The sequence below is a fragment of the Rhizobium sp. Leaf341 genome (assembly GCF_001424325.1).
GTDB lineage: Bacteria > Pseudomonadota > Alphaproteobacteria > Rhizobiales > Rhizobiaceae > Ferranicluibacter.
Genome location: NZ_LMPE01000002.1, coordinates 336,755 through 349,824 on the forward strand (window position 1 = coordinate 336,755; position 13,070 = coordinate 349,824).

Annotated in this window: 14 protein-coding genes; 11 read left to right on the forward strand and 3 right to left on the reverse strand. The window is 60.1% G+C overall.

Translation table 11 applies throughout. The features are described 5' to 3' along the window. The first annotated feature begins 20 nt into the window (after nt 1–20). Genes ASG03_RS01435 through dnaQ form a run of 4 tightly spaced genes read left to right on the forward strand, consistent with a single transcriptional unit; the run spans nt 21 to nt 2,856 of the window. Nucleotides 21–662, forward strand: a complete 642-nt coding sequence (locus ASG03_RS01435; RefSeq protein WP_062691653.1) for a Maf-like protein — start codon at nt 21–23, stop codon at nt 660–662. Then, entirely contained in the window at nt 655–1,518 is an 864-nt protein-coding gene (locus tag ASG03_RS01440) for a shikimate dehydrogenase (RefSeq protein WP_062691655.1), read from the forward strand. The genes ASG03_RS01435 and ASG03_RS01440 overlap by 8 nt, the downstream gene beginning before the upstream one ends. Then, nucleotides 1,515–2,117, forward strand: coding sequence for a dephospho-CoA kinase (coaE, locus tag ASG03_RS01445; RefSeq protein ID WP_062691657.1), 603 nt, complete (start codon nt 1,515–1,517; stop codon nt 2,115–2,117). The genes ASG03_RS01440 and coaE overlap by 4 nt, the downstream gene beginning before the upstream one ends. 40 nt (nt 2,118–2,157) lie before the next feature. After that, nucleotides 2,158–2,856, forward strand: coding sequence for a DNA polymerase III subunit epsilon (gene dnaQ, locus ASG03_RS01450; protein WP_062477341.1), 699 nt, complete (start codon nt 2,158–2,160; stop codon nt 2,854–2,856). Between the two features lie 58 nt (nt 2,857–2,914). Here the strand turns inward: dnaQ and secB are convergent, their stop codons facing one another. Both secB and ASG03_RS01460 read right to left on the reverse strand, forming a co-directional pair. After that, entirely contained in the window at nt 2,915–3,406 is a 492-nt protein-coding gene (gene secB, locus ASG03_RS01455) for a protein-export chaperone SecB (protein WP_062477338.1), read from the reverse strand. Between the two features lie 147 nt (nt 3,407–3,553). Further along, on the reverse strand, nt 3,554–4,045 hold the full coding sequence (locus ASG03_RS01460; RefSeq protein ID WP_062691659.1) for an FxsA family protein: 492 nt from the start codon (nt 4,043–4,045) through the stop codon (nt 3,554–3,556). A gap of 229 nt (nt 4,046–4,274) precedes the next feature. On the opposite strand from ASG03_RS01460, the gene ASG03_RS01465 reads away from it, so the two are divergent. The 5 genes from ASG03_RS01465 to gyrB all read left to right on the forward strand — a co-directional run bounded on the left by ASG03_RS01465 (nt 4,275) and on the right by gyrB (nt 9,799). Then, complete coding sequence (locus tag ASG03_RS01465) at nt 4,275–4,973, forward strand: Tim44/TimA family putative adaptor protein (RefSeq protein ID WP_062477331.1); 699 nt, start codon at nt 4,275–4,277, stop codon at nt 4,971–4,973. Nucleotides 4,974–5,024: 51 nt separating this feature from the next. Then, nucleotides 5,025–6,131, forward strand: a complete 1,107-nt coding sequence (gene mltA, locus ASG03_RS01470; protein WP_062691662.1) for a murein transglycosylase A — start codon at nt 5,025–5,027, stop codon at nt 6,129–6,131. Continuing rightward, nucleotides 6,128–6,700 carry a Smr/MutS family protein gene (locus tag ASG03_RS01475; protein ID WP_062691664.1) on the forward strand — a complete coding sequence of 191 codons (573 nt, stop codon included), beginning with the start codon at nt 6,128–6,130 and terminating at the stop codon, nt 6,698–6,700. Before mltA ends, ASG03_RS01475 begins: the two co-directional genes overlap by 4 nt. 15 nt (nt 6,701–6,715) lie before the next feature. Next, on the forward strand, nt 6,716–7,093 hold the full coding sequence (locus ASG03_RS01480) for a helix-turn-helix domain-containing protein (RefSeq protein WP_062691666.1): 378 nt from the start codon (nt 6,716–6,718) through the stop codon (nt 7,091–7,093). A gap of 270 nt (nt 7,094–7,363) precedes the next feature. Next, complete coding sequence (gene gyrB, locus ASG03_RS01485; RefSeq protein WP_062477319.1) at nt 7,364–9,799, forward strand: DNA topoisomerase (ATP-hydrolyzing) subunit B; 2,436 nt, start codon at nt 7,364–7,366, stop codon at nt 9,797–9,799. A gap of 83 nt (nt 9,800–9,882) precedes the next feature. Here gyrB and ASG03_RS01490 read toward each other — a convergent pair whose 3' ends face one another. Further along, a complete protein-coding gene (locus ASG03_RS01490; protein ID WP_062691667.1) occupies nt 9,883–10,485 on the reverse strand; it encodes a nitroreductase family protein in 603 nt (200 codons plus the stop codon). Between the two features lie 200 nt (nt 10,486–10,685). Here ASG03_RS01490 and ASG03_RS01495 point away from each other — a divergent pair, with 200 nt between their 5' ends. Both ASG03_RS01495 and phaZ read left to right on the forward strand, forming a co-directional pair. Beyond that, nucleotides 10,686–11,489 carry an aldolase/citrate lyase family protein gene (locus ASG03_RS01495; protein ID WP_062691669.1) on the forward strand — a complete coding sequence of 268 codons (804 nt, stop codon included), beginning with the start codon at nt 10,686–10,688 and terminating at the stop codon, nt 11,487–11,489. A 234-nt stretch (nt 11,490–11,723) separates the two neighbouring features. Further along, entirely contained in the window at nt 11,724–12,995 is a 1,272-nt protein-coding gene (gene phaZ, locus ASG03_RS01500; protein ID WP_062691671.1) for a polyhydroxyalkanoate depolymerase, read from the forward strand. Nucleotides 12,996–13,070 lie beyond the last annotated feature (75 nt).

Below are 13,070 nucleotides of genomic sequence, written 5' to 3' on the forward strand. Positions count from 1 at the left end.
GGCCGATAGGGAGATCATTGATGACGCACCAGATTGTCCTCGCCTCCGCGAGCCCCTTCCGGCGCATGCTGCTGGCCAATGCGGGGATATCCTTCACCTGGCAAGCGGCCGCGGTAGACGAACGGGCGCTGGAAGCGCCACTTGAAGCAGGCGGGGCATCACCTCAGGAGGTCGCTGCTATCCTGGCCGAAGCCAAGGCTCAGTCCGTGGCCATGGCACTTGAGAAGGCACTGCCGGACCACGCCGAAAAATCAACGACTGGGATCGGTCCCTTGGTCATCGGTTCGGATCAGACGATGTCCCTGGGATCCCGTGTCTTTCACAAGCCGAGATCGATCGCCGAGGCGAGAGATCACCTGCAATCCTTGTCGGGAAAGACGCATCAGTTAAACAGCGCGGTTGTTCTTCATCGGGAGGGTCGGACCTTGTGGTCTCATGTCTCGACGGCACGCCTGACGATGCGAACGCTTGACGAGGATTTTATCGCACGGCATCTGGAACGGGTGGGCGAAAAAGCGTTGACCAGCGTGGGAGCTTACCAGCTGGAAGGCGAGGGCGTGCAGCTGTTCGACGCGATCGAGGGTGACTATTTCACGATCCTCGGACTCCCTCTCCTGCCGCTGCTCGGCGAACTCAGAAAGTTGCAGGCGATCGATGCATGATTCACGTGAAACATTTGTTAACCATGCTTTCGTTGCCGGTTATCCCGTTCGGCATTCGCGCTCGCCATTGATCCATACGCACTGGCTGAAAACGCTGGGCCTGCAGGGGAGCTACAGCACACGCGAAGTTCCGCCGGCGCTCTTCTCAGACTTCATGACCCTCCTCCGATTGGGCCAGTCGGGGTTTATCGGCGGCAATGTCACCATTCCGCACAAGGAAGCGGTTATCGCCTGTGTCGATGACGCCGATGCTCTTAGCCGGGAGATCGGCGCGGCCAATACCGTCTGGCTGGAAGAGGGCAGGCTGAAGGCGACCAATACGGATGGCCTCGGTTTCGCCGCCAATCTGGATGAGCGGGCCCCCGGGTGGGAAAAGGCAGAAACAGCGATCGTGCTGGGTGCAGGCGGTGCAAGCCGAGCTGTCATTCAGGCCGTGCGGGACCGCGGCGTCAGGACCATTCATGTCGTCAATCGGACGTTGCCGCGCGCTCAGGAACTTTCCCATCGTTTCGGGCGGGCAAGGGTCATTCCCCACGGGATGGAAGCCCTCCCGGAGCTCCTGCCGGATGCGAGCCTGTTCATCAACACTACGTCGCTCGGCATGGACGGCGCCGCGGTTCCCGATTTCGATTTCACGAACATGCCGTCCGGTGCCATCGTGACCGACATCGTTTACGTCCCGTTGGTGACACCCATTCTGGCGCAGGCGAAGGCGCAGGGATATACCATTGTGGACGGCCTTGGCATGTTGCTGCATCAGGCAGCACCCGGCTTTCAGAAATGGTTTGGGCAAAAGCCTATCGTGGACGAAACACTCCGCAAACTCGTCATCGGCGATATGGCGGCACATGCATGATCGTCCTCGGGCTTACGGGATCGATCGGCATGGGCAAGTCGACCACGGCTGAAATGTTCAAGGTGCTTGGTATTCCTGTCAACGATGCGGATGCCGTGGTCCACGCGCTCTATCACGGGTCGGCTGTTGGGCTGATCGAGGCCGCTTTTCCCGGCTCCACGGTGAACGGCGCGGTGGATCGCACAAAACTGAGTGCGGCACTGGCCAGGCATCCCCAAGGGTTCAAAACCTTGGAAGCGATTGTCCATCCTCTTGTTCGCGCGGAGGAGCGTGCCTTTTTGGAGCGCGAAAGGCGCGCAGGCGCCCCCCTCGTCGTTCTCGATATTCCGCTTCTCTTTGAAACGGGCGGCGAAGCCAGGGTGGACGCGATCGCGGTCGTCACCTGCGATGCAGACCTCCAGCGGCAACGCGTCCTTGCCCGTCCGGGGATGACGCCGGAGAAGTTCGCCCTGATCTTGTCGCGCCAGATGCCGGACAGCGAAAAGCGTGCCCGGGCAAACTATGTTATCGACACGAGCCGAGGACTTGAAGTGGCGCGCCAAAGGGTCGAAGAGATTGTAACCGATCTTACAACAAGAGCGGGCCAGACTCCATCCTGAGTCGTCTCTCGGGGAGGTCGACGCGATAAAAGGAAGAGCCATGCGGGAAATCATCTTCGATACGGAAACGACCGGCCTCGACAATCGACAGGATCGCGTCATCGAGATCGGCGGCATCGAGCTCAACGACCATTTTCCAACGGGCAAGACGTTTCATCGGTACATCAATCCCGGAGACCGGAAGGTACATCCCGATGCGCTGGCAGTGCACGGCATCACCGACGAGTTCTTGAAGGACAAACCGGTTTTTGCCGAGGTGGTCGAAGATCTCATGGCATTCTTCGACGGTGCCCGTTGGGTCGCACACAATGCCACGTTCGACATGGGCTTCATCAACGCGGAACTGGCGCGTCTGGATCGTCCGGCCGTCTCGCAGGATCTTGTCACGGATACCCTGTCACTGGCTCGACGCAAGCACCCGATGGGGCCGAACTCTCTGGATGCTCTCTGCCGACGCTATGGGATCGACAACACCCATCGGACAAAGCACGGCGCGTTGCTCGACTCCGAACTCCTGGCGGAGGTCTATATCGAGATGATCGGCGGCCGGCAGGCGGCCCTCGGCCTGACCACGCAGGAAAGCCGGGCACGGATCGAAGCCACCGACGATGTGGTCTTCGTACCGCGGGAGCGTCCGGCCCCGCTACGTCAGCGTCTTGCTGCAGACGGCATCGCAGCGCATGCAGCGCTGATCGAGAAGATCGGCGCGAAGGCCATCTGGTCGCGCTACGACGTCTGAACGAAAAACGCCCGGTCTCTGGCAGACCGGGCGCTTCGAACCATCAAAGATTGTAAGATCAGTTCGGCGTCGACGAAACCTGGGCGCGGACGCGATCTTCGGCCATGCGCTGCGTGAACATCTGCGCAAAATCGATCGGATCGATCATGAGCGGCGGGAAGCCGCCATTGCGCGTCGCATCGGCCACGATCTGGCGTGCGAAGGGGAACAGCAAGCGCGGGCATTCTATGAACAAAAGCGGCAGCATGTGCTCCTGAGGGAAGCCGGTCACACGAAAGACACCGCCATACGTCAGCTCGATCGCAAACAGAACCTTGTCGCCATCCTTGGCTTCGGCATTCAGCGTCAGCACGACATCGAATTCCGTATCCGACAACGGGTTGGCATTCACATTGACGTTGATATTGATTGCCGGCGCCTTGTCACGGGCCTGGAGCGAACGCGGCGCACCCGGGTTTTCGAACGAGAGATCCTTGATGTACTGGGCGAGAATGTTCAGCGAGGGATTTTCGCCGGTGCCACCGTTCGTGGGGGCTGCTGTATCGGTCATGAGGCGCGTTCCTTGGAGGCGGTCGATCGGGAAGACGTTGGAGGGAGCGGTCTTCAGTCGAGCGCATCTATCATTTCGGGCATGTCCTTACAACCCGAGCGACGACGCGCGATCATGGCCGTTGCCATGACGCTCAACGAGCGCGGATCAGCGCAACCGGTCGCTCGGGCCGTTGTGATCCGGATCCCTGGTAAACTCTGCGTCATCAAGATCGATGACTCCGGGAATGGAACGTGGCCGAGCGTCGGCCGGATCGGACCGCGTACCGCTGGTCCGCGTCACCACAGTGACCCGCTTGCGGAGAAACTGCCATGCCGCTTCGCGCACTGCCGGAATGAAGAGAAGAATGCCAATCAGATCACTGAGGAACCCCGGCAGGATCAGGAGAAAGGCAGCGATGACGATCATCGCACCATGAACGATCTGACGCCCGGGATTTTCTCCGGTGCGCGAGAGGGACTGGAGTTTTCGAAGGACGCCAAGGCCTTGCGCGCGCAGGAGAACAGCGCCGACAACAGCCGACAGAAGAATGAGGCCGAGGGTCGCCGCAACACCGATCTCGCGTCCGACAACGATGAAGGTGGCAATCTCGGCCATCGGCAGAAGCAGGAAGAAGAGCGGGATCAGGGAAAGGCGCATTTGGTCCACATGTTCGTTAAAAGGTTGTCGTCTGACTTATCCCGTGAGGCACGGAAATGTGAAAGCTGCACCGGGTCGCCGAACGACCTCGACGCCGACGCGAAGATCGGCGGATCTCCTTGCCGAGCGGCCTTCATGCCGCCCCAATCTGCTTCAGGCCATTTGAATGATGGCATCATCGCGTCTATATGGGTCTCTAAGATACATCATAAAAGCGGCATTGGTGGAAATGGGATCTTTCGACTTCGTAACATTGTTCTTTCTTGTCGCCGCGGTGATCATTTTCATCCAGCTTCGCAGCGTGCTGGGCCGTCGGACAGGCAACGAACGCCCGCCGTCCGATCCCTTTTCCGCGCGCGAACCTGTGGACAGCGCCGACCCCACCGGCAAGGTTGTCCAACTGCCCCGTCGCGACACCGTTGTCGACGAGGCTGCTCGATATGCAGCCATTGATGCCTTCGCCAAGCCGGAGACCCCGTTGAACGCGTCGCTGCGCCGCATTGCCGATGCCGACAACAGCTTCGATCCGAAGACCTTCGTAAACGGCGCGCGCATGGCGTACGAAATGATTGTCATGGCGTTTGCCGATGCGGACCGGAAGACGTTAAAGTCGCTTCTTTCCAAGGAAGTGTATGACGGCTTTGAAGCGGCGATCGCCGATCGCGAGGCCAAGGGTGAATCCGTCAAGTCTACGTTCGTCGGCATCGAAAAGTCCGATATTGTCTCGGCCGACCTGAAAGACGGCGAGGCAATTGTCACCGTGCGGATCTTCAGCCAGTTGATCTCGGCGACCTATGACGCATCTGGCAAACTGGTGGATGGCGATGCCGAAGCCGTCTCCGAGGTCAACGACCTCTGGACGTTTGCGCGCGATACCCGCTCTCGCGATCCGAACTGGAAGCTGATCGCAACCGAATCCGAAAACTGAGTTTCGTTGTTCGATTGTCGGCGGCGCATGTCAGAGAGATAGGGATCGTCGATGGATTTTGCGCTCCGCAAGGTTTGCTACGAGGATCTGCCCGGCTGGGCGGATGACGATCCGTCGGACCTTCTGCCAGCCCTGCGGCGGTGCCGGGTTCAGGTCGAGACCGTCAAACCGCACCGAACAGGATCGCTCGGCATTTCTTCCGACGATCTCCTGCCGGCGTTTCGAGCGGCCGAGGACGTCGACGTATCAGATGCGGGTTCAGCCCGAGCCTTTTTCGAGGCGAACTTTCAACCCTTCGCCATCCAGCGTCGGGATGGCGCGACCGGCTTCGTTACCGCGTTTTTCGAACCCGTCGTTCCCGTCAGCCGCCAGCGCACCGGGGCCTATGTCTATCCGTTCTATCGTCGGCCGGACGATCTGGTCGATCTCGACGAAAAGACCCGGCCGTCCTTTCTGCACGAGAGCTTCGCCTTTGCTCGCCATGTAGAGGGCCGGATCGAGGAATACCCCGATCGACAGGCGATCGAAACAGGCTTTCTCGATGGGCGTGGGCTGGAGATTGCGTTTGCCCGATCCAAGACGGATGTCTTCTTCGCGCATGTCCAGGGTGCAGCCCGTCTTCTTTTTCCGGACGGCTCCACTGAGCGCATCACCTATGCCGCAAAGAGCGGACAGCCATTTTCGGCTATCGGGAAACTGTTGATCGATCACGGTGCGATCGACGCTGCGACCGTTTCCATGCAGTCGATCAAGGGCTGGCTCGACGCGCATCCTGCGGAAGCCGACGCAGTCATGTGGCACAATCGGTCCTTTATCTTTTTCCGAGAAGCACCTGTCGAGGATCCGGCCCTCGGACCCGTCGCCGCCGCAAAGGTGCCGTTGCAGCCGGGACGCTCGCTGGCCGTCGATCGCCTCATCCATACCTTCGGCGTACCCTTTTTCATCGCGAGTGACAGTCTGACCCGTATCGATGACGGACGACCGTTTCGCCGCCTGATGCTGGCGCTCGATACCGGCACGGCCATCGTCGGTCCGGCGCGGGGCGACATCTTCACCGGATCCGGTGATGAAGCCGGTGAGAAGGCGGGAGCGGTGCGCAATGCCGCAGACTTTTTCATCTTGATTCCGAAGGCCGCCGCGGCAAGATACGGCGCATGACGAGGAAGAAGACGCTTTCCAGCGAAGACCGCATTCTCTGGGGCAAGGTCGCCCGATCGACGCGCGCGCTTCCGGGACGCATGGAATTGCTTGCGCTGTTCGAGGGAGAGGAACCACCGCCGAAGCCTCCGGAGCCCCTGCCAGTCTCGGTGGCCGTGGTCCAAGCCCGCGCGATGGCGCCTGCGGCCAAGATCGACGCGCCGAAACGTCACCAGCCGCTGGAAAAGCCCGTCAAACGCAAACTCGCCAAGGGTCATCTTCCGATCGATGCCCGCATTGACCTTCATGGTATGGTGCAATCCGAAGCGCATGGCCTCCTGCTGCAGTTCCTCTCGCGAGCGCATGACCGTGGTCTGCGGCACGTTCTTGTCATTACGGGCAAGGGAACATCGATGGGCAGCGAAGGCGCCCTGAAGCGGGCAGTGCCTCTGTGGTTTTCGTTGCCGGACTTTCGTCCGCTGATTTCCTCCTACGAGCCCGCAGCCCGCAACCATGGAGGCGAGGGCGCGCTTTACGTCCGGCTGTCGCGGCACGACGTCTCCCGGCAGAACTCTGGCTTTCTCGCATGAGACGTCCTCGGCGCCATGACACCCTTCGGTGAGGAGATGGTCCGCCTTCGTTTGGAGCGTGGCGTAACGCAGAAGCAGATGGCACAGGCCCTCAATGTGTCGGCCGCCTATCTCTCGGCGCTGGAACATGGCCGTCGGGGTACGCCAAGCTTTGATTTCCTGCAGCGTGTGGCTGGCTATTTCCACATCATCTGGGACGAGGCCGACGCTCTCTTTGCGCTCGCGGCCCAATCAAACCCCCGCGTGACACTGGATACGGCAGGTCTGGCTCCTGGCCATACGATCCTCGCGAACCGGCTGGCAGCACAGATCCGCCATCTTCAGGACCAGACCATTGTGGATATCACGCAACTTTTGGACAATGCGCAGAAGGGTGCTAAAGATGGATCCTGAACCCTTTCGGCGGCAAGCACACAGAGGTGACGCCGCCGTGGAAGCCTGCTGAAAACGGAAAGACCTCATCGCCAATCACGCTCTTGCCGGTTTGATTTCGGTCCCACTTCAGACCCGCAACCGGCGGTCGGACTTTGGATCAGAACTGGGAATATCGACATTTCAGCGACTGCCGTCCTGCTGATTCGCCCTTCGGATACTTGCATGGCCTGGCTCCCCGCATGCTAAGCATCTGGAACGACGCCGTAACAATGGAAAGACCCTACCTCAATGACCGAACTGCCTGATGCTGCAACCGGCGCAAATGCCGAATATGGTGCCGATTCGATCAAGGTTCTCAAGGGTCTGGACGCTGTCCGCAAGCGTCCGGGCATGTATATCGGCGACACGGACGACGGCTCGGGCCTGCACCATATGGTCTACGAAGTCGTCGACAACGCAATCGACGAAGCGCTGGGCGGATACGCCGACCTCGTGACGGTGACGCTGAACGCCGATGGTTCGGTAACGGTAACCGACAATGGCCGCGGCATTCCAACCGACATCCACAAGGAAGAAGGGGTGTCGGCGGCCGAGGTCATCATGACGCAGCTGCATGCAGGCGGGAAGTTCGACCAGAATTCCTATAAGGTATCCGGTGGTCTCCATGGTGTCGGCGTGTCCGTCGTCAATGCGCTCTCCGTCTCGCTGAAGCTGAAGATCCGTCGATCGGGCAAGATCCATGAGATGAGCTTTACCCACGGTGTCGCCGACGGTGCACTGCAGGTGACCGGTGACAGCGGCGGCTTGACGGGCACCGAGGTCACTTTCCTGCCGAGCACCGAAACCTTCACGAAGGTGGAGTTCGATTACGGCACGTTGGAACATCGTCTCCGCGAGCTCGCCTTCCTCAATTCCGGCGTCCGCATCATCCTCACCGACAAGCGTCATTCCGACATCAAGCAGGAAGAGATGATGTATGATGGCGGCCTCGAGGCCTTCGTCGTTTATCTCGATCGTGCCAAGAAGCCGCTGGTCTCACGGCCCGTTTCCATTCGCGGCGAAAAGGACGGCATTACCGTCGAGGTCGCGATGTGGTGGAACGACAGCTACCACGAGAACATGCTCTGCTTCACCAACAACATTCCCCAGCGCGATGGTGGCACGCATATGGCCGGCTTCCGCGGGGCCCTGACGCGTCAGGTGACCTCCTACGCGGATCAATCCGGTATCACCAAAAAGGAAAAGGTGACGCTGCAGGGCGAAGACTGCCGCGAAGGGCTGACGGCCGTCCTTTCCGTCAAGGTGCCTGATCCGAAATTCTCCTCGCAGACGAAGGACAAGCTCGTCTCCTCCGAGGTACGACCGGTTGTCGAAAGCCTGGTCAACGAGGCGCTGAGCACCTGGTTCGAGGAACATCCGGCCGATGCGAAGATCCTCGTCGGCAAGGTGGTAGAAGCCGCCGCCGCGCGTGAGGCTGCCCGCAAGGCGCGCGAACTGACGCGTCGCAAGGGTGCGCTCGATATCTCTTCGCTTCCGGGCAAACTTGCCGACTGCTCGGAGCGCGACCCGTCCAAGTCCGAACTTTTCCTCGTCGAAGGTGACTCAGCCGGCGGCTCTGCAAAGCAGGGGCGGTCGCGCGAAAATCAGGCGATCCTTCCGCTGCGCGGCAAGATCCTGAATGTCGAGCGTGCGCGGTTCGACAAGATGCTGTCCAGCCAGGAAATCGGGACGCTGATCACCGCGCTCGGTACCTCCATCGGCAAGGACGAGTTCAACCCCGAGAAGCTGCGCTACCACAAGATTATCATCATGACGGACGCCGACGTGGATGGCGCCCACATCAGGACGCTGCTGTTGACGTTTTTCTTCCGGCAGATGCCGGAGCTGATCGAGCGCGGCCACCTCTACATCGCTCAGCCGCCGCTCTACAAGGTTACGCGCGGCAAGTCCGCCCAGTACCTGAAGGACGAGAAGGCCTTCGAAGAATATCTGATTTCGATGGGGCTGGAAGAAGCGCGGCTGGAACTCGGTTCCGGCGAGGTGCGGGCAGGGCAGGACCTGCGCGAAGTCATCACGGATGCGCTGCGCCTGCGCGCACTCGTCGAAGGACTGCATTCCCGCTACAGCCGCTCTGTCGTCGAGCAGGCGGCGATCGCCGGCGCCCTCAATCCGGAACGCCTGCGCGATGACGAGAAATCTGCGGTGATCGCGCGCGAGCTGGCGGAGCGGCTCGATCTGATCGCCGAGGAAACCGAACGTGGCTGGAAGGCCGAGATCGCGGGTGATGGTGGCCTGCGGCTCGAGCGCATGGTCCGCGGGGTCAAGGAACTGGCGTTCCTCGACATGGCGCTGATCGCGTCGCAGGATGCCCGCCTGATCGACCAGCTGAACGCCAAGCTTCACGACATCTATGCCGTGCCCCCTGTCCTGCGGCGCAAGGAGGGCACGCAGGAGATCAGCGGTCCTCGCGCTCTCCTTGACGCGATCTTTGCCAGCGGCCGCAAGGGCCTTTCCATGCAGCGCTACAAGGGCCTCGGCGAGATGAATGCAGAACAGCTCTGGGAAACCACGCTCGATCCGAACGTCCGCTCGCTGCTACAGGTTCGCGTAAACGATGCGACGGACGCCGACAGCTTGTTTTCGCGGCTTATGGGTGACGAGGTCGAGCCTCGCCGCGATTTCATTCAGGAGAATGCCCTGAACGTCGCTAACCTCGACATCTAGGCGTTTATCGCTTGCCGCTTCGAAGAAAGGCCTCGCAGCCATCCGGTTGCGAGGCCTTCTTTTTGACTGATGTTGCTTTGCGATCAATCGGCTTTGAAGCTGCCATTGAAGGCGAGCTCAGACAAGGGTCGACGGGGGCTCGGAGTTTCCCGGGCCTGCAGCGCTTCCGGCAGAACGGACTTGTCGCCGACGCGGCCGATCGCAATGGCGGCTTCGACACGGTAGCCCTCGGGGATGCCGAGGATACTTTCGGCCTTGTCGAAGTGAATTCCGGTCATGCCATGTGCCTGGTAGCCGAGCAGCGTTGCCTGGTGGGCAATGGCGCCCCATGCAGCACCCGCATCGAAGCTATGACTGTAGGACGGCTTGGCTTCGGTCGCGCCTGGTGCCGCGAAATGCGTCTTCGAGATGATGATCACCAAAGCGGATGCGGATTTCGCCCAGCTCTGGTTGAAGTCGTTGAGGATCGGCAGAAGCGTGTCCCATTCCGGCGAGCCGCGCAAAGCATAGGAAAAACGCCAGGGCTGCGAGTTGAAGGCGGAGGGCGCCCAACGCCCGGCCTCCAGAATCGTCAGGAGTTCAGACTCTCCCATCGTCTCGTCCTTGAAAGCGCGGGGCGACCAGCGATCGAGAAAGCTGGCCTCGATCGGAAAATCCGCCTGTCGGAAATTGCTCGACGTTGTCATGGTTCTTGTCCTTCAGTGTGTTGGCCGCTGACTGAGCGTCGCCAACGGAAAAGCGCTGGGTGCGAGGGAGCGCGCACGCGACCATCTAGTGAGTCCACGTCGCTGCCGACAAGATGCTTTTGGCGAATAGAGCGTCTACGGCATGGAGACGTTGGCGATATGCGCTATCTGAACGCTTGAGGAACAAGAAGGAGAGACACGTGCCGGCACCGGTCAACCTCTTTAAGGCTGCGCTGCGCGAGCGGCGATTCCAGCTCGGTTTCTGGGTGGCAATGGCCAACCCTTACGCGGCAGAGATCGTGTCCGGCTGCGGCTATGACTGGCTTCTCATCGACGGCGAACATGCGCCGAACGACATTCCCCTTCTGGCAGCACAGGTCCAAGCGCTGAAGGGTTCACAGAGCCACGCGATCGTTCGCCTTCCGGTAGGCGAGACTTGGATGATCAAGCAGATCCTCGACGCTGGCGCACAAACCATCATGATCCCCATGGTGGAGACGGTGGAGGAAGCCAAACGGCTCGTGCGTGCAGTGCGCTATCCGCCCCAGGGCGTTCGCGGCGTCGGCGCGGCCCTCGGTCGCGCATCCTCTTTCAATCGCGTCAGCGATTACCTCGAAACTGCGGAACAAGAAATCTGCCTGATCGTCCAGATTGAGAGCAGGGCGGGTCTGGAGATGCTCGACCAGATCGCCACCGTCGACGGGATCGATGGTTTGTTCATCGGCCCCTCCGACCTGGCAGCCGACATGGGACGTCTCGGGCAGCCTGGCCATGCCGACGTCACGGATGCCATTCGCGATGCCTTCGAGCGCATTGCGCGCGCCGGCAAGGCGGCCGGCATCATGACGCTGAGCCTCGATCAAGCGCGGCTCTACCGCGATCTCGGAGCAGACTTCATGGCTATCGGCACGGATGTCACCACGCTCGTGGAAGCTACGAACCGCCTCCGTCTCCACTATCAAGACAGTGAAACGTCCATCCCGGCAGGGCCGTCTGGCTACTGAGAAGAATTATCGACTTCTCAATGCTTGCGGGCGCACACTTCCGTCCGTTCCGAACGGCCGCATCAGGAGGAATGAAAGGAGCGCCATACAACAGTTTCGCACTGGCCAGACATGATACTTTAAACAACTTGCTGCAACGCACAATAAAGCGTAGCCTGAAATATTCGGATGGAGATTGAGAAACGCTTTATGCTGCGTCCCATCTCCTCTTGTGGTAAAAGGAGTTTGCATCCAGTGTTTTACCAGTTCTACGAATTGAACCACGCAATCATGGCGCCTTGGCGCGCCGCAGCCGATGCCTTGCGTCTTGCCTACAGCAATCCCCTTAATCCGCTGTCGCAGACCTATCTCGGTCGCACGGCCGCTGCCGGTCTCGAGGTCTTCGAGCGCTCGACCCGTCGATATGGCAAGCCGGAGTTCGGGCTTGACGAAACGATCATCAACGATCGTCCGATTTCGATCGACGAAAAGATCGTGTGGCGGCAACCCTTCTGCAACCTCATTCATTTCGAGCGCATCCTGGAGAAACCGGCGCGGTCTGATCCGCGCGTCCTGATTGTCGCGCCGATGTCCGGTCACTATGCGACCCTCCTGCGCGGCACCGTGGAAGCTCTCCTGCCGACGTCCGACATCTACATCACGGACTGGATCGATGCCCGCATGGTGCCTCTGACGGAAGGCACGTTCGACCTCGACGACTATATCGAGTACATCATCGAAATTCTGCACTTCCTGGGACCCGATACTCATGTCATCGCTGTCTGCCAGCCAGCCGTTCCGGTTCTGGCCGCTGCCGCGATCATGGAAGCCAGAGGTGATGCCCTGTCGCCCGCCTCTATGACGTTGATGGGTGGACCGATCGATACCCGTATCAATCCGACCGCCGTCAACAAACTTGCCAAGGACAAGCCTATCGAATGGTTTCGCGACAATGTCGTGATGCCCGTTCCTTTTCCGCAACCGGGATTCATGCGTCCGGTCTATCCGGGTTTCCTGCAGCTCTCCGGCTTCATGTCGATGAACCTCGATCGGCATATCAATGCTCAGAAGGAATTCTTCGACCACCTCGTCCAGCATGACGGCGATGCCGCGGAAAAGCACCGGGAGTTCTACGACGAATATCTTGCCGTCATGGATCTCACAGCTGAATTCTATCTGCAGACCGTCGATGTCGTGTTCATGCAGCATGCCTTGCCGAAAGGCGAAATGGTCCATCGCGGCGAGAGGGTGGATACCCACGCGATCCGCAAGGTGGCTTTGCTGACGGTCGAAGGGGAGAACGACGACATCTCCGGCGTGGGACAGACGGAAGCTGCCCAGACGATCTGTTCCAACATTCCGGAACACATGCGCATGCACTACGTGCAGCCGGATGTCGGCCATTATGGCGTCTTCAACGGATCGCGCTTCCGCCGGGAGATTGCGCCGCGCATCGCTGCCTTCCAGCGCGCCCATGGCCACAAGGCGGCGTCCGTCAAGGTCATCAAGGGCGGCAAAACCGGCTAGACGCGCCAGAGCAGGTCAAACACCCAAAAAATCATGAGATCGGGCAAGCCCTTGCCCGATTTTTGTTTGTCTCGT

Bases quoted from the DNA above. Each gene is read 5' to 3' on its own strand.
- ASG03_RS01435 (WP_062691653.1), top strand. From the start codon at position 21: ATGACGCACCAGATTGTCCTCGCCTCCGCGAGCCCCTTCCGGCGCATG.
- ASG03_RS01440 (WP_062691655.1), top strand. From the start codon at position 655: ATGCATGATTCACGTGAAACATTTGTTAACCATGCTTTCGTTGCCGGT.
- coaE (WP_062691657.1), top strand. From the start codon at position 1,515: ATGATCGTCCTCGGGCTTACGGGATCGATCGGCATGGGCAAGTCGACC.
- dnaQ (WP_062477341.1), top strand. From the start codon at position 2,158: ATGCGGGAAATCATCTTCGATACGGAAACGACCGGCCTCGACAATCGA.
- secB (WP_062477338.1), bottom strand. From the start codon at position 3,406: ATGACCGATACAGCAGCCCCCACGAACGGTGGCACCGGCGAAAATCCC.
- ASG03_RS01460 (WP_062691659.1), bottom strand. From the start codon at position 4,045: ATGCGCCTTTCCCTGATCCCGCTCTTCTTCCTGCTTCTGCCGATGGCC.
- ASG03_RS01465 (WP_062477331.1), top strand. From the start codon at position 4,275: ATGGGATCTTTCGACTTCGTAACATTGTTCTTTCTTGTCGCCGCGGTG.
- mltA (WP_062691662.1), top strand. From the start codon at position 5,025: ATGGATTTTGCGCTCCGCAAGGTTTGCTACGAGGATCTGCCCGGCTGG.
- ASG03_RS01475 (WP_062691664.1), top strand. From the start codon at position 6,128: ATGACGAGGAAGAAGACGCTTTCCAGCGAAGACCGCATTCTCTGGGGC.
- ASG03_RS01480 (WP_062691666.1), top strand. From the start codon at position 6,716: ATGACACCCTTCGGTGAGGAGATGGTCCGCCTTCGTTTGGAGCGTGGC.
- gyrB (WP_062477319.1), top strand. From the start codon at position 7,364: ATGACCGAACTGCCTGATGCTGCAACCGGCGCAAATGCCGAATATGGT.
- ASG03_RS01490 (WP_062691667.1), bottom strand. From the start codon at position 10,485: ATGACAACGTCGAGCAATTTCCGACAGGCGGATTTTCCGATCGAGGCC.